Below are 21,142 nucleotides of genomic sequence, written 5' to 3'. Positions count from 1 at the left end.
TTGTCGGAGAAAACGTCAAATTATTGATTTGGCATCAATACCCCACCCCAACCCTCCCCTTCGCAGGGGAGGGAGCTGTCCGTGTACTGTTTTACATTGCGTATGGTCGGATGCAAAAATCATGACGTGACAGGATTTTGCGGCAATAGCAGAAATACCTGAAACATAGCCGGGATGCATGGCAGCCAAATCAAATAAACGATTTAGCCTGCTTCAGCACCACATCACATGCTTTGGTTTTTACTTTTTCTTTCATCTGCGTTAACCCGCTGCCCAGATTATTCAGATCCACGCTCTGGTCTTTACCGGTTTTCAGCAAGCCACCCAGCCCCTGCTGGTAATCCTGGCTTTCCGCGCCGGAAGCGGTCTGGATACCCAGTTTGCTCAGCAGCTGGTCTTTCACATTCTCGGTGCTGGCTTTAGAAAGTACGTTGTTTTTCACGCAGTACTGCAACACACCTGCCACGTTGTTGGCACTGGTCGAAGTCAGTGCGCCGTCGCCGCCGCTAAGCAGTGAGGTCAGCGAAGAGGTCGTGCCGGTGCTGTTGGTGTTTTTGCCCGCGCCGTTCAGCCCTTCGTTAGCCGCCTGCTGAAGTTGCCCGAGCAGATTGTTCGATGCCTGTGCGCTGCCAGCCAGTAAAATACCGCTCGCCGCCACGGCTAAAATCACCGTTTTTAAAGTTTTCATTGTCGTTCCATCCATTTTACTTAAGTCATAACGCAAAGCTTGAGCCCAAACATCCATTACATCAATAGGATTTCATGAGATAAATCGGCACTGAACAGTGTGCGTTTATTTCTCAATAGGCTGCTGCGCTAACCACAGCCCGGCGGCGGTGAAGAAGTGTTGCGCCAGCGGTGTTGACCGCCCTGCTTCGGCGACCACCAGCGCGGCATGGCGGCTCATCGGCGTAATATCCAGCGGACAACGTTTTAGCGCCGGATTCATTTCGTCGATCAGATGACCACGCGGCACCAACGCACAGCCGATGCCAACAAAGACGCCCTGCATCAGCTGAAATATCGAGGTACTTTCCAGACGCGGATGCAGTTCCAGCCCGGCCTGACGGAAGAAATTATCCAGATAACGACGGAAATAGCGGCTCGGTTCTGACAGGCACAGCGGCAACGCCACGGCCTGTTCGGCGGAGATCAGACTGAGCTTTTGCAATTCCGGGAAGTGATCCGGGTGATAAACCACGTCAACGCCGCCGTCATCGATCGGAACCAGCTGGAAGCGCAGTTCATTGAGGGTAGAGAATTCGAAGAAACCGATGCCGACGTCCACCGAATGGCTGCTGAGCGCTTCGATCAGCTGATCGGCGCTCACTTCAGATACCCGGTAATCCAGCCCCGGATGCACCAGACTCACCGCTTTGATAAGCTGCGCCAGCGAGACGCTGCACTGCGGCATCACGCCGATGCGCAACGTGCCACTCATGCCCTGTTTCAGCGATTCCACTTCCAGCTTGAGCCCTTCATACACCGCCACGATTTCCCGCGCCCAGCTCAGCACCCGCAGCCCTTCGGCGGTGAAACCTTCAAAGTTATTCCCACGGTTGATGAGATTCAGTCCGAGTTCTTTCTCGAGGTTTTTTAAGCGCATCGACAGCGTGGGCTGACTGACAAAACTGGCTTCCGCCGCCCTGCCAAAATGCCGTTCGCGTTCGAGATTACACAGATAGATGAGCTGTTTGATGTCCAAAGTTTTTTATTTCATTGAGTTAAGTAAGTAATCTGGAATGCAGTGTGAACGGATTTTTGTTCGTCTGGCCGTTTCCAAATAATGCATAACGTATGATATCGCACATTGAAGACATTTGTTTTTGCGGATAACTCAGAAACCCTGCCGCAGAACACATTCAACTCATTTATAATAAGCCCCATATTTATAGGGAGATAATATGAAAAAGGTGTTGTTTGCGATATTAATCACCGTGAGTGCAGCCAGTCAGGCAGATTATCAGAACTGCACGATTTCTAACGGAAGTGTCACCTTTTGCGCCGGTTGGGCACAGTCAGATTCCGTGCCGGTCATGAAAGATGGCGCGTATCACCAATGCACCGTTTCAAATGGCAGCGTCACCTTCTGCGGCGGCTGGTATCAGGGGCAGGCTGCCGTCAAAACCTCAGACGGTTCTTATCACGATTGCAGTATCTCAAATGGCTCGGTGGGTTTTTGCGGGCCGTGGTATCAGGGCTCAGCGATTATCGATCAGTAATGGACAACAAAAAATGAAATTGAAATTTATACCGCCGGTCATCGTACTGGCAGGCGCAGTCGGTTTTATGGTGTGGTTTTTTGCCAGCGGCGCGGCGATGCCGGGAGGGTGAACATGCTCCACGTTGAATCAGTCCTATGACGCTTAACTCAAATAAAATAGCGTTTTAGGTATCTATCTGCGCGCATCGGTCTAGTCTGGAGTCAGCGTTAAAATATTTAACGCAAATATGTTCTGATGTTTTTGCGAATGCAAACCGGCCAGTGAGCCGGTTTTTTAATGCGGTTTTATTGAAAATAAGAGCCTGATGCCGCCATGCTCTTTCCCTCTGAAAAAGCGAATTCTACCCACTGGCCTGACAACTCACTGGCCGAGTCCTCACTGACGCAACGGATTGAAAAACGATAACGCATTCTGCCGCTGCTCGCGGGCACGGCGTGCGAGCGCAACGGTCGCATCACCGTTGAAACCGTGGAATCCGCCGGGATAAACACTTAACTCCACCGGGACACCCGCCCGTAATAACCGGCGCGCATACTCGATATTCTCATCAAGAAATAAATCTATCGAACCCACGCCGATCCACGCAGGAGGTAAGCCGTTGAGATTTTCTGCACGCGCCGCGGCCGCATAAAAGGAGACATCTTCGCCGCCGGGTTCGATTCCGAGAAAGGCGTACCAGCCAAAGCGGTTGTCTGCCCGTGTCCAGGCGAACTCGCCGGTCACCGGATTGGGGTCCAGCTCGGTTACCGTCCGGTCATCAAGCATGGGATACATCAGATTCTGAAAAGCGAGTTTTGGCCCGCCGCGATCGCGAGCTAACAGCGCCAGCGCCGCCGCTAATCCTGCACCCGCACTGTCACCCATCACGCCTATATGTTGCGGGTCGATCCCTAACGCCCCGGCATGTTCGGCCATCCACACCAGCGCGGTGTAACAATCTTCCAGCGGACCGGGGAAAGGCGTTTCGGGTGCCAGTCGGTAATCTACTGAGACAATCACACATCCCTGTTCTGCCACAGTCGGTCGCGTCAGCGGCATCGATTGCTCCGGGCTGCCCAATACATATCCGCCACCGTGAATATGAAGGATCCCCATCCGGCTTGCCCGGGCATTACGCGGCGAAATAATTGCCACCCGTACCGGGGGAGTTCCTTCGGCACCGTCAATAAGATGTCCGGTGACCGCCACATCCAGGCCATCATCCTGTGACAGATTTTGCAGTGCAGCACGCTGACGCTCCTCACGCATCGCAGGCAGAACCGACGCCTCAAGGATCCGTTCAGGCATCAGTGCCAGTAAAGGACGTAATTCAGGATCAACCAGGTGTACTGTTTTCATCAGGCGCCATTCTCCAAAAATGTCTGTCGTCGCCTTAATTTATAACGCGATACGCGCATATTAAAAAGCAGGCATGGCACCCTGAGATAACGAAAACACACACAGTAGCTAAATCTGCAATTTTCTGAATTCCTGCGTGAGTAAGTTCCGCGCAGCAAAAAGGGGCCGAAGCCCCTTTAGTTAATTCCTGTCACTTTCGCTGACTCAGTTTTTGACCCGTTTGGTCGCAAAGCCTTTGTTCAGCTTGCGCCAGTACACCAGCCAGGTGATCAACGCACATACCACGTAAAACACCAGGAAGACTTTCATCGCGCCAGCCGGCGAACCGGTCATCGCCAGAGAAGTCCCGAAGGCTTTAGGGATGAAGAACCCGCCGATAGCACCAATGGAAGAGATAAAACCAAGCGCCGCAGCGGTGTCAGTCACGGCTTCACGCAGGGCTTCTTCGTCGGTCGCACCACGGGCTTTCGCCTGATCGGTGGTCAGTTTACGGAATATCACGGCAATCATCTGGTAAGTCGAACCACTGCCCAGACCGGCTGTCAGGAACAGCACCATGAACACGGCGAAGAAGGCCGGGAAGTTACCGCCCACACCGTTGACCGGCAAGGTCAGGAACAGCAGACCGGCGAAAATCGCCATCAGAATGTAGTTAACCAGCGTCACGCGGATGCCACCCAGACGGTCCGACAGCATCCCCCCGGCAGAACGCGCCAGTGCCCCAAAGAACGGGCCGAAGAAGGCGTACTGCATGATGTTGATATCAGGGAACTGGGTTTTGGTCAGCATCGCGAAACCCGCGGAGAAGCCGATAAACGAGCCGAACGTCGCCAGATACAGCACGCTCATGATCCACAGGTGACCGCGTTTGAGCACGGGTAACTGCTGGCGGATCGACGCTTTAGACGACGCCAGATCGTTCATACCAAACCAGGCAGCAACAGTACCTATCACCAGGAACGGCACCCAAATCCACGCAGCGTTTTGCAGCCAGATATCTGAGCCATTAGCCAGCGTTTGTGTATCGCTGAATGCAGCAAAAACACCAAGGGAAATCACCAACGGAGCCACAAGTTGCATCACGCTGACGCCCAGATTGCCCAGACCGCCGTTTATGCCGAGGGCGCCACCTTGCTTCGCTTTCGGGAAAAAGAAGCTGATGTTAGACATGCTGGAAGCAAAGTTTGCGCCGCCGAAGCCGCACAGCAACGCGATGATCAAAAATGTGTTGTATGACGTGGTGGTGTCTTGCACCGCAAAGCCCAGCCATGCACAAGGCAGAACCAGGAACAGGGTACTGAGCGCCGTCCAGCGGCGTCCGCCAAACAGCGGGATCATAAAGGAGTAAGGCACGCGCAGCAGTGCGCCGGAAACGGATGGGATCGCAGTCAGCATGAACAGCTGATCGGTGGTGAAGTTAAAACCGACTTTGTTCAGGTTAACGGAAACCAGGCTGAACAGCATCCAGACGCAGAAACCCAGTAACAGACACGGCACGGAGATCCAGAGATTTCGGCTGGCGACTTTGTGGCCGGTTTTTTCCCAGAATGCCGGGTCTTCCGGACGCCAGTCCTGCAACAGGCGGGACGGTTTTTTCGTCGGTGAAGCGGATGTGTGTGACATAAGAACCTCGAGTTGACGCGCGTTATTGTTGTAATGGTTGAGTTATGTCGCACACACTAGGTAGAGCACCGCTTAGGGATGTTGATGCAAATCAACCCAACGGCAGGTGGAAAAAGGCGTTAAAATCATCATGGATCCTTTGTGAGTAGCGGGCTGCTTTCCAAAAAAATACTATAATTCATCAGGTTGATGCCTTAATCCTCCCGTTCCCTTCCCGACTCCCCCGCAGGAGGAAATAAAGGAGTAATCACAAAGGGGTATAGGGAAAGTCATCCGGATCATAAAAAATGCCCCCCATTACACCGTGCCGAGTTCAGCACTAAGCGGTATATAACCAATTACTTAACGATTTTCACCACCACCGGAAACCCGATCCATGCTTAAACGCGCATTGCCTTCTCTGTCGCTGGTCAGCCAAATCACTTTGCTGATGCTGCTGCTCGGCCTGCTGGGCATCGGGGGTATGAGCATGGCGGCGTGGATGGCGGGCAGTATCGAAGGCAACGCACACGCGATCAATAAGGCCGGATCGTTGCGTATGCAAAGTTACCGGCTGCTGTCGGAAGTGCCGCTCAGCGGTAAAAACACCGCTTACATTCGTCAGATGGAAGACGATCAGAACAGCGCCGATCTGTTGCAGGCGGTCGAACGTGAAAACCTGCAACCGCAGTTTCTGGCACTGCGTAATTACTGGCAAACCACGCTGCGCGATCAGGTGCTGGCAGCCAAACGTCCGCAGGATATTTCCGCCAACGTCGCAGTGTTTGTCGGCCAGCTTGACGTACTGGTCGCCACTCTCGAACACAAAACCGAAAACCATTTACAGCAGATTTCACTGATCCAGCGCGCGCTGGTGGCCGTCACCCTGCTGCTGCTCGCCGTCACTATCTGGTTCCTGCGCCGCCGTCTGCTGACGCCATGGCGCAGGCTGTTGTCTCAGGCCAGCGCCATCACTGCCGGGGATTTCAGCCATCGCTATGAGCGTAAACGCGTGGCGAACGGTAATGCGCATAACGAGATGGATATTCTGGGCGACTCGCTCAACAGCATGTCTCTGGCACTGGCGGAAATGGTGGATAATCTGGCGCAGCGCGTGGCGGAAAAAACCGCCGACCTGCAACAAAAAAATCAGGTGCTGGATTATCTGTACCGCGTCAGCCGCCAGCTGCACACCAGCGAACCGTTGGAAGTGCGCATGGAGCCGGTGCTGAAAGAATTGCAGTCTCTGACCCCGTTAAGCGGGGTTCAGCTGCGTCTGTATGAGAACAACAGCGCCGAAGTATTCAACGAATTTAGCAACGCATCGCCGCGCCAGCCGGTCAGCCCGAAGGTCGGGGAACACGCGGATGAAAACGGCGAATCATTGAGTTGGAGTTTGCGCGATGAGCGCGAGAACTATGGCGTGCTGCTGGCGCAGCTGCCACCGGGTCAGCATCTTGACGACGATCAGCAACAGCTGGTGACAACCCTGCTCGAACAGCTGACCAGTACGCTGATGCTGGCGCGTCAGGCTGAACATCAGCAGCAACTGATGCTGATGGAAGAACGATCGGCCATTGCCCGTGAGCTACACGATTCGCTGGCACAGTCGCTTTCTTGCCTGAAGATTCAGGTCGCCTGCCTGCAGATGCACGCCGAATCGTTTTCCGACGATGACAAGAATCTGTTACAGCAAATGCGTGATGAGCTGAGCACCGCATACCGTCAGTTGCGTGAACTGCTGACCACCTTCCGCCTGACGCTCAATACGCCCGGCCTGCGCGCCGCGCTTCAACATACCGTAGATGAATTCTCGCGCCGCATGGGACTGACTGTCGGTTTTGATTATCAGATCCCGCCGCGTTCCGTCCCTGCCAATCAGGGCATACATCTGCTGCACATCGCCCGCGAGGCGCTGAACAATGCGCACAAACACGCCAGGGCAACGCAGGTTTCGCTTTCCCTGAACTGCGACGATGGAGAGATCACTATGCGCATCTGCGACAACGGTCAGGGCATTGCGCTTAACGCCGAACGGCAAAATCATTATGGCCTGATCATCATGCAGGATCGCGCCAGTACCCTACATGGCAGTTGCCGGTTTGACCGGCGCCCGGACGGCGGCACTGAAGTTGTGGTGCGTTTCCGCCCGGAAGCCCTGCCTATCAATCCCCAGGAGCAAGTATGAACGACATCACCCCTTCCACCATTTTGCTGATTGACGATCATCCTATGCTGCGTAACGGCGTCAAACAGCTGATAGCACTCGACACCAGCCTGCAAGTCATCGGCGAAGCCAGCAACGGCGAGCAAGGCGTCGAACTGGCGAAACAGCTCGATCCCGACCTGATCTTGCTGGATCTGAACATGCCCGGCATGAACGGACTGGATACACTGGATAAGATGCGCCAGACCTCGCTTTCAGGCCGCGTAGTGGTGTTCAGCGTGTCCAATCATGAAGATGACGTCGTGACGGCGCTCAAGCGCGGTGCCGACGGTTATCTGCTCAAAGATATGGAGCCGGAAGATTTGCTGACCGCGCTGCACAACGCCGCCGCCGGTAAGATGGTGCTGAGCGAAGCACTGACACCCGTGCTGGCCGCCAGCCTGCGCGAAAGCCGTCCAAGCGGCGACCGGGATATTCAGTCACTGACGCCGCGCGAGCGTGACATCATCAAGCTGATTGCCGAAGGTCTGCCGAACAAGATGATCGCCCGTCGGCTGAACATCACCGAGAGCACGGTGAAAGTGCACGTTAAACATCTGCTGAAAAAGATGAAACTTAAATCCCGTGTCGAGGCGGCAGTGTGGGTATTGCAAAGTAACGTGCTGTAAGCCTCAGCTTTACGGCGGGGCATAGCCATTGCGCCCCGCCGTGTGCGCGGTGTGGTGTTTTGTGCAATCTAAATCGAAATCATTACTATTCCGCTTCAATATTCGCTACTCTACCTCCATGATTTATAGCGCCGAATCCCATTCGACATCGACAATGCAAAGACTCCTCGACAGTTTCCGCGATACGCCCGTCAGTTGGGTGGCGGACACCTTCAAACCGCTGACGCCGCTGGTGACCAACGCCGTGCCGATGTCGCATCTGACCACGGCCGAAGGTTGCGCCAGCGTGCTCAAACGCTATCTGGATGCCAACGCTGCCGACGCCGCGCAGTGCGACAAACGCCGTGCGCGGATCTCAATGTGGTCACAATGGTATTTCGCCACCCTTTTGCCGAGCTGGGTCATCGTTTCCCTGCGCCACGGCTGGCAGCTGCCTATCGCCGCCCAAAACGTCTATTTGTGCATGCAGGAAGAAGGATTGCCCGCGCAGATATATCTCGACGGTGAAGGCGAAGCGCTGACCTCCGCCGAGCCAATGGCGCGGTTTGATGTGATGATCGAGCAGCATTTGCGCCCGGTGTGTGAAGCACTGGCAGAATTCTCCGGTCTCAAGCCGGGTATTTACTGGAGTAACGCGGCAATCCGCGTCGGCTGGGGCGTGAAGCAGGCGGAGCTGGCGAACGCGGATATCTCTGACGGCATGGCGTTGATGGAATCCCGTGAGCTGCGCCGGGGCGGTAAAAATCCGCTGTTCCAGCCGCTGCGCCCGGAAAACCCAGCCGATCCCGACAGCGCGCAATACCGTAAACAGTGCTGTCTGCGCTACGATCTGGCAGATCACGCGATGTGCCCTTCCTGTCCGTTATTGCTAGCAGAACGTAAATCCGGCAAAAGACGCAAAACAATGGCGGAGTAATTTCTAAATCCGCCAAAGGCTTACAAAACCTGACTAAGCTTAGCGTTAAAAATCATTGGATCTTAACCGCAGATAATTATAAGAATTAGGTTATATAGACCAACGAGGTATTCATCATGACTATGAAGAAGTCCGTTCTCAACTCGCTGGCCTCAGACGTGCTTGACACGCTGTCGCAACCCGTTAACCGCGTATGGAATATGTTAACTGGCACTCAGCAGCCGCTCAGAGCAAGGATTGTTCACCGTTATGCCGTTCCGTCTTCGCGCACCATCAGCGTGGCGGAAGGTTTCTTCGGGTTTATCCCGGTAGAATCGTATGAAAACGAGCGTTTCATTCTGGAAGTCGCTTACGCCGACAAACAGTATCAGGTAGAAGTGCCACGCGCTTATTACCAGAAAAGTAACATCGGCGATGGGATCGACATCCACACGCTCTGACCCTTTTCACTCCCCCTTTTATTCCACAGACAGGCGATGCTTCCGGGCATCGCCTGTTTTGTTTCACCTGCGCATTCCTCTTTAAATTCGGTTCAACCCCACAGATTTCGCTTTTATTTTGTCCGGCATATGAAAATTATTGACATAATGATCACCTGAATTTAGAAAATTATTTACATCTCCTTTTTTGCTTTTGACCTGAGGTTATTGATGACCAGCCAGACTTCCCCTGCTGTAGCCAGCGCCAGTCAGTCCCGTCGGGCACTTGTCGCCGGTTCCGTCGGCAACTTTATCGAATGGTACGAATTCGGTGTGTACGGTTATCTGGCGACGCTTATCGCCGGTAATTTCTTTACGCTGGAGGGCCAGACCGGCCTGACCGGCTTACTGCTCACTTACGCCTCCTTCGCGCTGGCGTTTTTCTGCCGTCCGATTGGGGCGATTATTTTTGGCCGCATTGGCGATCGCATTGGCCGCAAACCGACACTGATCGCCGTCGTCTTACTGATGACCGTCGCCACCGCCATCATTGGCCTGCTGCCGACGTATGCCCAGATCGGCGTCGCAGCACCGCTCTTACTGACGCTGATGCGGATGTTTCAGGGGTTGTTCGCCGGAGGTGAATTCGGCGGTGCGGTCTCGCTGATGACCGAGTTCGCTCCGAAGGGCAAGCGCGGGATCTACGGCGCATGGCAGTCGTTCACCGTTTCATTAGGTTTACTGACCGGCGTCGGGCTGGTGGCGATCCTGGTTCAGACGTTGCCAGACGCGCAGATGAAAGAGTGGGGCTGGCGAATTCCGTTCCTGCTCGCCCTGCCGATGGGGCTGGTCGCGCTGTGGCTGCGCCTAAAACTCGATGAAACGCCGAGTTTTGTGGCGAGTAAAAAGCCGGAAGTGAAAGCGCAAAAAACCGCCGCGGAGAAAGCCTCTGCCGTAGCCACCGCCAAAGCCATCGCGCTGGGGATTGGCCGCATGATGGGCTGGTCGGCGGGGGGTTACACCTTCCTCGTCGTGATGCCTTCGTATCTGCAAACCTCGCTGCACGCCACGTTCTTACAGGCGTTGGTCGCGACAGTATTGGCGAATGTCGGTTTTGCGATAGCCATCCTCCCTTCCGGCTGGCTGAGCGACAAAATTGGCCGTAAAAAAGTGATGATGGCGGCGGTGCTGGCGGTAATTATCCTCAGCTTCCCGCTGCTGCACCTGTTACAAAACCCGGACAGCAGCCTGCTGGTGAAAGGCGTTGCGGTACTGATCGCCGGGGCAACCATCGGCATGATTGCCGGACCCGGCCCGGCGATGCTGGCGGAAATGTTCCCGACCCGCGTGCGTTATACCGGTCTCGGTTTATCCTATTCGCTATCCAACGCGGTGTTCTCCGGCTGCGCGGGTCTTATTATCACCGGTCTTATTAAGGAAACCGGCAATCTGGATATTCCGGCGTATTACGTGGTCGCGACCTGTATCGTCAGCCTGTTTGCACTGATGACGCTGCGCAAAGATGACCATCTGCGCGAACTGGAAAAATAGCAAATGAGCGTGATGAATTTACAGTCGCGCTTAGCGGCGTTACAGGGGAGTTTTTCACAGGCGGAACAGCGGGTGATCACCCTTATCATCAGCGACCCGCTGGCTATCTCCCGTCTCGGCGTGGCGGAACTGGCCATACGCGCTGCGACCAGCACCGCCACCGTGGTGCGCGCCAGCCGACGCTTAGGCTTCGAAGGTTATCCCGCGCTGCGGCTGGCATTAGCCGCCGAACTTCCACGCAAAGCACCTGCCGGTGAGCCGCTGGTGGCGGACATCAGCGAGGACGACACGCCGAAACAGATCCTGCATAAACTGCTGGCATTTGAAGTGGAAGGTGCAAGTGCCACGGCGCAGTTGCTCAGCGGTGAAACGCTGGAAAAGGCGGTGAGTGTGCTGTCGCAGGCCAGACGCATCGATGTGTACGGCGCAGGCGCATCGGCGCTGGTCGCCCAGGATTTCTGCCAAAAGCTGCGCCGCGTTGGCGTCATCGCCCAGACGTACGGCAGCACCGATGAAAGCCTGGTCAGCGCCTGTCAGCTCACCTCTGCCGACGTCGCACTGGCGATTTCGCACTCCGGCGAAACCACCGGCGTTCTTGATGCGCTTATGCAGGCGAAATCCGCCGGTGCCCGCACACTGGCGATCACGGCTGGGGGACGTTCTCCCCTCGCCCGCAAAGCTGACGTCGTGCTGCTGACCAGCGGGCGCGAGCTGGGTTTTCGCGCCGCCGCCATGGCCAGCCGCACCAGCCAGTTGTTGATCATCGATTGCCTTTATATCGGCATCGCCCAGCGGTTACCGGGCGCGCGCGATGCCCTGCGCAAAACCCACGACGCCGTCCGCCAGCGTCGCCGCTGAATTTGTCACGTTCCCCAATACGCCTTCTATACTTTTTAAAACACTGCGTTTTCTGAGGGCTATTATGTTCACCCACCGGTTGGTATTTCCTGCCAGCGTTCTGCGCGGGCGCGGGGCGATTAAGCATCTGGGCGCAATGTGCGGACGTTTGGGCCAGCGCGCCATGCTGGTCGGCGGCAAACGCGCAATTGCCAGCGTTGAGGCGAAAGTCGCCGATCAGTTGGAGCAGCAGATGGTCAGCTATCTTGGCAGCGAAATTTTCAGTGGCGAATGTTGTCAGGAAGAGATCAACCGGCTGGCCGACATTTTCCGCACGCAGGGTGTGGAAGTGATCATCGCCACCGGCGGTGGCAAAGCCATCGACGCCACCAAAGCGGCGGGCGTTGCCTGCAATATTCCGGTGGTCACTTTGCCGAGCATTGCGGGGACCTGTTCCGCCGTCACGTCGCTGACGTTTCGTTATCACCAGGACGGCCAGTTTCGCGATATGTTCCCTCTCCCCTGCGGCCCGGCGGCTGCGGTGATCGACGCCGATCTTCTCGCCACTGCCCCGCTGCATTGGTTGTCAGCGGGCATCGGCGATACGCTGGCGAAGTGGTACGAATATCGCGCCATCAGCGATCTCACTCAACTCACCGGCCTGGCAGGCGTTGCCCGCACCAACAGCGAACTTTGCTACACCCTCATCGAACACTTCGCCGCCGACGCCTGTTTTGCCGTGCAGGAAGGCAAAGCGAACAACGCGCTTGAGCAGGTTCTCGATGCAATTTTCCTCTATGCAGGACTCACCTCAATCATGAGTAACGGCGCACACACCGGCGCGGCACATGCCTTGTACGAAGGCTTCACTGCCTGCGCCAAGACCCGTCATGTCGCGCATGGTTTGCTGGTCGGTTATGGGAATTTATGCCTGCTGGCGCTGGAAGGTCGCAGCGACGAGGAGTTGCAAACCGCTATTGCACTCGCACAGGCAAGCGCCGTCCCGACGCAGTTGTCTCAGCTTGCCGTGGGGATCACGGAGGAGGATCTGGCGGTGATCATAGACCGGAGTCTGAGCACGCCGGATATGGGGAATATGCCGGGGGAGATTGAATTTGGCGCAATTCGCAGCGCAATAGAGAGAGTAGAACTGTTGTCCTTGCCTGAGCCGAAGCACTAGTGGCCTTCAAATTCAAATATCAAATCGTGGGCGTCGGCTCACACCGACCTGCGGCGCCCTCTCAGCATTTTTAACTATGGCGCTTTGCGCCTCCCCTGCGAAGGGGCAGGCCGGGAAGAGGTATGGCTGCCATTAAAATTGTTAAAGCACAATTTAACTTGTTGATTTTACATTAATACTCCATTCCAACCCTCCCCTTGGCAGGGGAAGGAGAGATCCGAACTGTTATATACATCCATCACCATATTGTATCTGTTATATAAACCCTCTCCATGTTTCAATCTCCTCCCCGATAAACTCCATATTTTGAATAAATTTTAACCACCCTGGTTCTACCACCTATGATTGGTTAAAGGGCTCACCTGCAAAAAAAGAGGTTTTATGTTTGGTCTGGATGCCTTTGAGCTGGCACGCATACAGTTCGCCTTCACCGTTTCCTTCCACATTATATTTCCCGCTATCACCATCGGGCTGGCCAGTTTTCTGGCCGTACTCGAGGGGATGTGGCTGAAAACCAGGAAAGAGGAATATCGCGACCTTTACCACTTTTGGTCGAAAATTTTTGCCGTGAACTTCGGGATGGGCGTGGTTTCCGGGCTGGTGATGGCCTATCAGTTCGGAACTAACTGGAGCTTTTTCTCCTCGTTCGCCGGCAGTATTACCGGCCCACTGCTGACTTATGAAGTGCTCACCGCCTTCTTCCTCGAAGCCGGTTTTCTCGGCGTCATGCTCTTCGGCTGGAACCGCGTCGGTCCAGGGTTACACTTCTTCGCAACCTGTATGGTGGCGCTCGGAACGCTGATGTCCACCTTCTGGATCCTGGCGTCGAACAGCTGGATGCATACGCCGCAGGGATATGAAATCGTTAACAATCAGGTCATCCCGGTCGACTGGTTTAAGGTGATTTTCAACCCGTCCTTCCCCTACCGCCTGCTGCACATGACCACCGCTGCGTTCCTGTCTTCGGCGTTTTTTGTCGGCGCGTCTGCCGCCTGGCATTTGCTGAAAGGCCGCAATACACCCGCGATGCGCACCATGTTGTCGATGGCGATGTGGATGGCACTGATTGTCTCGCCGATCCAGGCGTTTCTTGGCGACGCGCACGGGCTTAATACCCTGAAATATCAGCCCGCTAAGATCGCCGCGATTGAAGGTCATTGGGAGAATAAAGACAGCGAACCGACGCCGCTGATCCTGTTTGGTTATCCGGATATGGATCGCGAGGAAACCCGTTATGCCCTCGAGATACCTTATCTCGGTAGCCTGATCCTGACGCACAGTCTGTCACAGCAAATTCCGGCGCTGAAATCCTTCCCGAAAGAAGATCGCCCGAACTCAACCATCATCTTCTACACCTTCCGCATCATGGCCGGGCTGGGAATGCTGATGATCGTGCTGGGGCTGTGGAGCCTGTATCTGCGCTGGCGCGGCAATTTGTATGAGAATAAAGCCTTCCTGCGCTTTGCTTTATGGATGGGGCCTTCAGGGCTTATCGCGTTGCTGGCAGGCTGGTTTACCACAGAAATCGGGCGGCAACCGTGGGTTGTATACGGCCTGCTGCGCACCAAAGATGCCGTATCGAATCACGGAGCGATGCAGATGAGCATCAGCCTGCTGCTGTTCGTGGTGATTTACTCATCAGTATTCGGCGTGGGGTATGTCTACATGATGAAGCTTATCCGCAAAGGCCCGCAGGCGCATGAAGGGCAAAGCAGCGAACATGGCGGGCCGGGGCAGCATCGCACACCGGCGCGTCCGCTCTCGGCCATCAAAGAGTCGCTCGACGATGAAGGTAAAGGAGTCTGATATGGGTATCGATCTGCCGCTGATTTGGTTTTTGATTATCGTCTTTGGCGTAATGATGTACGTCGTGATGGACGGTTTCGATCTGGGGATCGGCCTGCTGTTTCCGCTGGTCAAAGAAGAACATGAGCGTGACGTAATGATGAACACCGTCGCCCCGGTCTGGGACGGAAATGAAACCTGGCTGGTGCTCGGCGGCGCAGGACTGTTCGGCGCATTTCCGCTGGCCTATTCGGTGATTCTGGACGCGCTGGCGATCCCGCTGACACTGATGTTATTCGGGCTTATCTTTCGCGGCGTGGCGTTTGAATTTCGTTTCAAGGCCAGCGCGGAGAAACGCCATGTGTGGGATAAATCATTTATCGGCGGCTCGGTGCTGGCGACGTTCTGTCAGGGCGTGGTGCTGGGGGCGGTGATAAGTGGCATTCCGGTGGTCAACCGCGCTTACGCGGGCGGCGCGCTGGACTGGCTGACCCCGTTCAATCTGTTCTGCGGACTGGGGCTGGTGGTCGCTTATGCTCTGCTGGGCTGCACCTGGCTGATTATGAAAACTGAAAGTGCGTTGCAGGAAAATATGCACAGCCGCGTTAAACCGCTACTGTTCACCCTGCTGGCGGTGCTGGCGATTATCAGCATCTGGACGCCGCTTACCCATGGCGACATCGCCGCCCGCTGGTTCACACGGCCAAACCTGTTCTGGTTCCTGCCGGTGCCGGTGCTGGTGGTGCTGGTTTCAGTGTGGATGCTGCGCGCAGTAAACCGTCAGGCTCACCACACGCCGTTTCTGCTGACGCTGGCGCTGGTATTTCTCGGTTATACCGGCCTTGGGATCAGTATCTGGCCAAACATCATCCCGCCGTCGATCTCCATTTGGGAAGCCGCATCGCCGCCGCAGAGTCAGGGCTTTATGCTGGTCGGCGCGCTGTTTATCATCCCTATCATTCTGGTCTACACCTTCTGGAGCTACTACGTTTTCCGGGGGAAAGTGACGCCGGACCAGGGCTATCATTGATGAATGCGAGGTGATAAATGAAAAAGCTGATCAGAGAAATGGACGATGATACCGTCATCAAACAGCCGTTCTGGAAACGCGTCGGCTGGATGGCGATGATCTGGCTGGGCAGCGTGCTGGCGCTGTTTGCTGTCGCCTCGGTCTTTAAGCTGCTGATGGCAGCAGCGGGCATGCGGACGCACTGACTGAGCAAGGTAAAAATAAAAAGCGGCACCTTCTGAACGGGTGCCGCTTTTTTAATTACGTCATCTATGACAGGTTTACATCAGAAATCCACTTTGACGTTCATCATCATGCCCAGATCGGTGATGCCATCTTCCTGCCAGTTAAAGGCGTCCACGGCCAGCGCTTTATTGCCATTGCGGTAGTTGACCCCCAACTGCGACAGACTATTGATACCGCCGCCGTGTTGGTCGTCATTCACGCTAAACTGCTGACCAGATGCTCCCTGAACCGAACCGGTGCGCGCGCTTTTGCTATAAGACAGGTTTGGCCCGCCCTCCACTTTCGCCGTCGCCGCCCAACCGTCTTTTCCGATATACGTTAACTCTATTCCGGCAATAGCATCGACAGCAGTTTCAGTGGCCGCATCCATTTTCAGGTTGTAATCATTCGCACCGGTTTCACCGTAGCTACCATCGCGGGTATGACGCAGTTTGGCACCAATGGACGGTGTGAATTTCAGGGATTCACGCAGTTCATAGCCTTTCGTCAGTGCGGTTTTCATCTCGATGTATTGCTGTGAATTGCTGGCATTGGCCACTTCATTCACGCTGCCATACCGGATTGAACGGCTGCTGTCCAGTTGGTGATTATCGTAGCGCAGGGCATTTTCCCAGCTCAGATTTTCATCCAATTTCAGGCTGTGTTTCAGGCCAAAGAACTGGCTGTAGCCGCCGGTCAGACTGTTATCACCCGCAGAAGTCACGTCGCCATTGCCGTCGAGCCTTGCAATACCGTACTCCATATTCAGCGACTGGGTGCTGTTCAGGTTCAGCGTTTGACTGAGCGCCAGCATGTCATAGCGTGCGTTGCCACTCAGTTCCGCACGCTGATCGCCTTTGGCGACCACGTTGAAACCCAAACCGTTCTCCCCGGCAACGGTTTTTTCCGCCAGCATGTCAAAACGGTGACTCAGCACCCGTGCGTCATTAAATGCGCGGGTAGCCGTACTGCCAGAAATCTGACGCATCGCATTAGTGACTTCCGCTGCGCTTTTCAGGTTGAGAGACTGATAAAGCGCCGTATTGGAATAACCGGCTTCCAGTGCCCCGGCTACACTGCTGACGCTGTCGTCAGCCACGTCGCGGTAGTCATTTTTCGTCATGGTTACATCCACGTTGCCAGTGGCATCTTGTGTGCCCTGTGCATTCCATACCACCGAATCAGACTGGATGTTCTCAGCGCCCGCAATGTTGCTGCCCTGGAAGACATTGTCGAAGGTTTCAGTTTTCGCCGCTGTGCCAGTGGTAAAGCCGGTATTCACCGTCACCCCGGAAACATCGATATTGCTGCCGTTAAACTGCCCCGCTGAGCCGTTTGCACTGGTACCAACGGTGTAACCTTGCAAAGATTGCAACGTAGGCGTGCTGCCCGTGTGCGAACCGTCGTCAGGCGCCCCCATAAAGTTGATGGTGCCTTTATTGACAATACTGCTGCCTTGTCCGGAATCGACGTAAAATGCGCGGCCAATATCGGTGTTGATGTTGATGACACCGGTGGTGTCATTGATTGCTTTTCCGCCATACATCGCACCGAGGCCAATCAACTGGCTGGTCGATGAGTCACTAACAACACCAGCATCAGCGGTAAGATTGATATTCCCCTGATTGGTTACCGTGCCGCCCTTCAGCGCCAGCATACCGAAGCCTGAGTTATTGATACTGACCGTGCCGCTATTGAGCGCAGTAGCATTATCGCCATACCCCGCGCTCACACTGCCTGCAACTAATCCGGCCCCGCGGAAGTAAGCCGCCTTGTTATCTAATATATAGGGGGTCTCACTAGTAATGTTACCTTCACTGTCGGTAACAGGTAAGAAGCCGTCTAAAAGGATTTCGCCCTCATTAATCGCAGTACCATTTTTACTGGCAGCCACGCCAAAGAGCGCCCGTCCCTCCATTGATATCACACCACCGTCAACGTTAGTGACTGACGCCCCATCATTCGCCAGCAAGGCATAGTTGAGGCCATAATAGGCATTCAATGGATAAATCGGAGCGCTACCACCGGCAGTAGAAGGTGACGCTTTTGATAAAACTTCTATTGTCCCGCTATTTAAAGCCGAAGACCCTTCCCCTCTCGCCAGCAAAGTCGCTGCTTTGTCACTAGAGCCTGTCACTCCCAGCCCGGTAGCCAGAACAGTCCCACTGTTAATGACAGACGCACCGTTATCCGCCGCCATAATGACAGCAAAGCCTGCATGGGAAGCGTCAATGACACCCTGATTATTAATATTGGTTCCCGCATCATGTGCCTGAAGGACACCTGCCTCTGGCACAACACCGGCTCCGACTAATGCATAATTCACATTGACCAAAGAGTCAGAAGTCAGCACTAAGCGCCCACCGGCGCTGATGTCGGCCAGTTCGGTATAACCTGATCGGTTACTTTGATTGGAGACAGTTGAAGTACCGCTGATTTCGGCAGTATTCGCTCCCACGACGTTGATACCCACAGTGTGCGGCGAATTATTCACCCCTTTAGTATCAAGGCTGACATTCACACCGTCGGTAATAGAAATATTATTATCGCTTCCGCTAACCAACACACCTTGCCAGTCTAAGCCAGACTTAAATTTTCCGGCAGCATTGAGATCTACAGCCCCAGTAATTTGTACGTCGTTATTATTACCAGTGATGACCATGCCTTGCAGAGATCTGCTCGCGACTGCCGTCGTTGTGGTATCAATATCCTGATTGCTAAGCGCCACTGAACCATTCAATTTCACCTGCGCATTGTTGCTGCTAATATCAATTCCGGTAGCACCTTGCAATATATCGCTGCTATCCTTAACAGAAGTCACATTGATATTGCCATCAACAAACACTTTAGCTTGTTCACCCGCTATCTTCACCCCGGTACTATTGAGGCTTACATTAATATCCCCGGTATTAGTAAAACTGGAATTCATGCCGGCAATATTAATGCCTTGCGATCCCTCATCTTTCACGGTAATGAGTGAATTGGTCAAGACACTGCTGTCATTACCTAGAATATCAATGCCATGCGCCGCATTCTCAACCAGAACATCGCCACTCAGCGACAACGAAGCCCCCTCGCCTGTGACCTGAATCAGAGCAGAGTTCTCGTCCTGGACCACCGCATTGATGGTATCAATTGACAATGTCGAACTGTCTCCGTTAAGCACCACCCAGCGGCCTCCGCTGTTGATATCCAGAGTCGGAACATTGCCATCCTCATCGTGTAAATCAATACGTGTATCATTGCCATCAATTCGTATACCAATTCCGTCATGAGAAACGCTGGCATCACCGGAAGCAGTAACATCCGCATTACCCCCGTTTATAAAAATACCGGTTGAACCCTCGCCATCAATAAATGAGTCGCCGCTGTTCGTGACTGTCGCGTCATCGCCATTTATCTGAATGCCCGTCCCGCCGTCTTTGGCAGTGATGTTGGCATTGATAGTCGTTTCCGTTGGGGTACCTTCAATCAGCACGCCAATGGCACCCTGACCGATGCCATTAATGTCGTCAGTGATAGTGGTAATTATGGTTGTGGGTTCCGGATCCGGGATGGGGTCCGGAATGGGATCGGGAACGGGGTCTGGTGTTGGGTCTGGAGTCGGGTCTGGTGTTGGGTCTGGTGTTGGGTCTGGTGTCGGAGCAGGAACAGGGTCTGGTATTGGCGTAATGCTATCTGCAGCGTGATGCTCGCCACTTTCGTTATGATTATTGTATATCGCAACACCTGCGGCCAGCGCAACAGCTGAAATACCCGCAGCAATCCACTCTTCGTTTTGGTCGTCAGGATTACAACGATTTGCCTGGTTTACATTGGCTGAGTCTGCACAACGCGCAGTCATTTCTTCTTTATTTTGGTAAATATTTTCTTCAGCAGCAAAGCTACTATTAGAGATTGCCAGTGTGATGCAAAGCGCGAGTGCTTTTTTCTCCATGCCCATAATCTTCATCCATAGATTTTAATTAACGATCTTGTCAGGTTAATAAACCCAATACAAACAAGTTAGTGATACGACGAAAAATCATAACAGCAACATATAATCACATCTACTCCCGGAAGATTAGATTATATTAATAATATATTTAGCTTAGCTAAATAACCCTGCATATCAACTTAATGACTCAGGAGTATTAAAAAATTTACAGTCATTTAATTTATACTTTTAAATCACCCCCATAAAAACCAGAATGAGAATTTATTGCAAGCGATTTAATAACGAAAAAAAACCCGCCATTGTTCCGGCAGGGTTTTATTTTAGAAAATAATCAAAAGAACTCACAGCAGCACGTTATCCAGCCGGTCATCGTCGATGCCATCAGGCTCGAGATGTGCGGTAACGTCGGCGGATTTAAACAGTTTGCTGACCGCCATTTCAGCGGCATCGCCGATTTCATGGCCGATATCGACCGACAACGCACCGTCAACTTCAACGTGGAACTCGACAAATACGCGGTCGCCGCCGTTACGGGTGCGGATATCATGCACGCCGCGCACGCCTTCAACGCTCAGCACCGCCGCTTTCACCCGTTTGCGATCCACAATATCCAGTTCACGGTCGAGCAACTGCTTGAGGGCATCCGCCGCCATGCCGCGCGCATTCCAGATCATATAGAAGGAAATCAGCAGTGCGCCGATGGAGTCCGAACGGGTCCAGCCGAGATGACGCTCGAGGATCAGCGCCACCAGCACCGCGATGTTCACCGCGACATCCGTGACGTAGTGCGCCCGGTCAGCGGCAATGGCCGTCGAGCCGGTGCGTTTCACGACGTAAGTTTGCATCAACACCAGGCCGGTAGCGGCAATCGAGCTGCCGATAATGACCCAAATACCTAAACCGAGCTGCGCCAGCGGTTGCGGGTTAATGATGCGTCCGATGGATTCGCCGCCGAGCACCAGCCCCGCTGCGCCCAGCAGCAGTGCCTGTACAAACGCCGCCACGGCTTCAGCCTTGCCGTGACCATAACGGTGCCCCTTGTCCGCCGGGCGCAGCGCGTAGCGCACGCCAATCAGCGTCACCATCGACGCCAGCACGTCCACCAGCCCGTCGGCCGCCGACGTGAGCAGCGCGATCGAGCCGGTCGCTGCCCAGGCCCAGACCTTAACGCAGACCAGAATCAGCGCCACGCACAACGACACCAGTGACGCAATACGCGTCAGACCTTTATAAGAAGGTGCAGGACGGCTCATAGTTTGCCCCGCGGAAGTACAGCAGTTTGG

General features: G+C 54.4%; 18 protein-coding genes. 12 read left to right on the top strand and 6 right to left on the bottom strand.

What is annotated here, in order from left to right; genetic code table 11:
- Positions 1-190: 190 nt before the first annotated feature.
- Together TU92_RS21950 and TU92_RS21945 are read right to left on the bottom strand one after the other, a co-directional pair.
- Positions 191-688 (bottom strand): YjjA family protein, encoded by a 498-nt coding sequence (locus TU92_RS21950; RefSeq protein ID WP_112169493.1) that lies wholly within the window; start codon positions 686-688, stop codon positions 191-193.
- Positions 689-793: 105 nt separating this feature from the next.
- On the bottom strand, positions 794-1,705 hold the full coding sequence (locus TU92_RS21945) for a LysR family transcriptional regulator (protein ID WP_112169491.1): 912 nt from the start codon (positions 1,703-1,705) through the stop codon (positions 794-796).
- 199 nt (positions 1,706-1,904) lie between these two features.
- Here TU92_RS21945 and TU92_RS21940 point away from each other — a divergent pair, with 199 nt between their 5' ends.
- Both TU92_RS21940 and TU92_RS22260 read left to right on the top strand, forming a co-directional pair.
- Positions 1,905-2,222: a hypothetical protein gene (locus tag TU92_RS21940; protein WP_112169489.1), complete on the top strand. Its 318-nt coding sequence runs from the start codon at positions 1,905-1,907 to the stop codon at positions 2,220-2,222.
- 13 nt (positions 2,223-2,235) lie between these two features.
- Positions 2,236-2,334, top strand: a complete 99-nt coding sequence (locus TU92_RS22260) for a YoaK family small membrane protein (protein WP_136627600.1) — start codon at positions 2,236-2,238, stop codon at positions 2,332-2,334.
- Between the two features lie 266 nt (positions 2,335-2,600).
- On the opposite strand, the gene TU92_RS21935 is transcribed toward TU92_RS22260, so the two are convergent.
- Both TU92_RS21935 and TU92_RS21930 read right to left on the bottom strand, forming a co-directional pair.
- Positions 2,601-3,563, bottom strand: coding sequence for an alpha/beta hydrolase (locus TU92_RS21935; RefSeq protein ID WP_112169487.1), 963 nt, complete (start codon positions 3,561-3,563; stop codon positions 2,601-2,603).
- 204 nt (positions 3,564-3,767) lie between these two features.
- Positions 3,768-5,186 (bottom strand): NarK family nitrate/nitrite MFS transporter, encoded by a 1,419-nt coding sequence (locus TU92_RS21930; RefSeq protein ID WP_112169485.1) that lies wholly within the window; start codon positions 5,184-5,186, stop codon positions 3,768-3,770.
- Between the two features lie 376 nt (positions 5,187-5,562).
- Between TU92_RS21930 and narX the strand changes: the two genes are divergently transcribed.
- From narX to TU92_RS21880, 10 genes are all read left to right on the top strand, one after another.
- Positions 5,563-7,353, top strand: coding sequence for a nitrate/nitrite two-component system sensor histidine kinase NarX (gene narX, locus TU92_RS21925; protein ID WP_112169483.1), 1,791 nt, complete (start codon positions 5,563-5,565; stop codon positions 7,351-7,353).
- On the top strand, positions 7,350-8,000 hold the full coding sequence (gene narL / locus TU92_RS21920) for a two-component system response regulator NarL (RefSeq protein ID WP_112169481.1): 651 nt from the start codon (positions 7,350-7,352) through the stop codon (positions 7,998-8,000). Before narX ends, narL begins: the two co-directional genes overlap by 4 nt.
- A 61-nt stretch (positions 8,001-8,061) precedes the next feature.
- The gene (gene fhuF / locus TU92_RS21915; RefSeq protein WP_244207832.1) at positions 8,062-8,916 is read left to right on the top strand and encodes a siderophore-iron reductase FhuF; all 855 of its coding nucleotides are present in this window, start codon (positions 8,062-8,064) and stop codon (positions 8,914-8,916) included.
- 116 nt (positions 8,917-9,032) lie between these two features.
- Positions 9,033-9,356, top strand: a complete 324-nt coding sequence (locus tag TU92_RS21910; RefSeq protein ID WP_112169478.1) for a hypothetical protein — start codon at positions 9,033-9,035, stop codon at positions 9,354-9,356.
- A 210-nt stretch (positions 9,357-9,566) separates the two neighbouring features.
- Positions 9,567-10,886 carry an MFS transporter gene (locus TU92_RS21905; protein WP_112169476.1) on the top strand — a complete coding sequence of 440 codons (1,320 nt, stop codon included), beginning with the start codon at positions 9,567-9,569 and terminating at the stop codon, positions 10,884-10,886.
- A 3-nt stretch (positions 10,887-10,889) separates the two neighbouring features.
- Entirely contained in the window at positions 10,890-11,744 is an 855-nt protein-coding gene (locus TU92_RS21900) for a MurR/RpiR family transcriptional regulator (protein ID WP_112169474.1), read from the top strand.
- Positions 11,745-11,808: 64 nt separating this feature from the next.
- The gene (locus TU92_RS21895) at positions 11,809-12,903 is read left to right on the top strand and encodes an iron-containing alcohol dehydrogenase family protein (RefSeq protein ID WP_112169472.1); all 1,095 of its coding nucleotides are present in this window, start codon (positions 11,809-11,811) and stop codon (positions 12,901-12,903) included.
- A gap of 381 nt (positions 12,904-13,284) precedes the next feature.
- Positions 13,285-14,709, top strand: coding sequence for a cytochrome ubiquinol oxidase subunit I (locus TU92_RS21890; protein ID WP_112169470.1), 1,425 nt, complete (start codon positions 13,285-13,287; stop codon positions 14,707-14,709).
- A gap of 1 nt (position 14,710) precedes the next feature.
- A complete protein-coding gene (gene cydB / locus TU92_RS21885; protein ID WP_112169468.1) occupies positions 14,711-15,718 on the top strand; it encodes a cytochrome d ubiquinol oxidase subunit II in 1,008 nt (335 codons plus the stop codon).
- A gap of 17 nt (positions 15,719-15,735) precedes the next feature.
- Positions 15,736-15,903, top strand: coding sequence for a DUF2474 domain-containing protein (locus tag TU92_RS21880; RefSeq protein ID WP_112169456.1), 168 nt, complete (start codon positions 15,736-15,738; stop codon positions 15,901-15,903).
- An 80-nt stretch (positions 15,904-15,983) separates the two neighbouring features.
- Here TU92_RS21880 and TU92_RS21875 read toward each other — a convergent pair whose 3' ends face one another.
- A complete protein-coding gene (locus tag TU92_RS21875; protein WP_167457532.1) occupies positions 15,984-19,865 on the bottom strand; it encodes a hypothetical protein in 3,882 nt (1,293 codons plus the stop codon).
- Between the two features lie 335 nt (positions 19,866-20,200).
- A complete protein-coding gene (locus TU92_RS21865) occupies positions 20,201-21,112 on the bottom strand; it encodes a cation diffusion facilitator family transporter (protein ID WP_112169452.1) in 912 nt (303 codons plus the stop codon).
- Between the last annotated feature and the right edge of the window lie 30 nt (positions 21,113-21,142).

Source organism: Rahnella inusitata (assembly GCF_003263515.1).
In the GTDB taxonomy this organism is placed as follows: Bacteria; Pseudomonadota; Gammaproteobacteria; order Enterobacterales; family Enterobacteriaceae; genus Rahnella; species Rahnella inusitata.
Note: the sequence above shows the minus strand (reverse complement) of the source record. Positions and strands in the feature narration are given on the sequence as shown.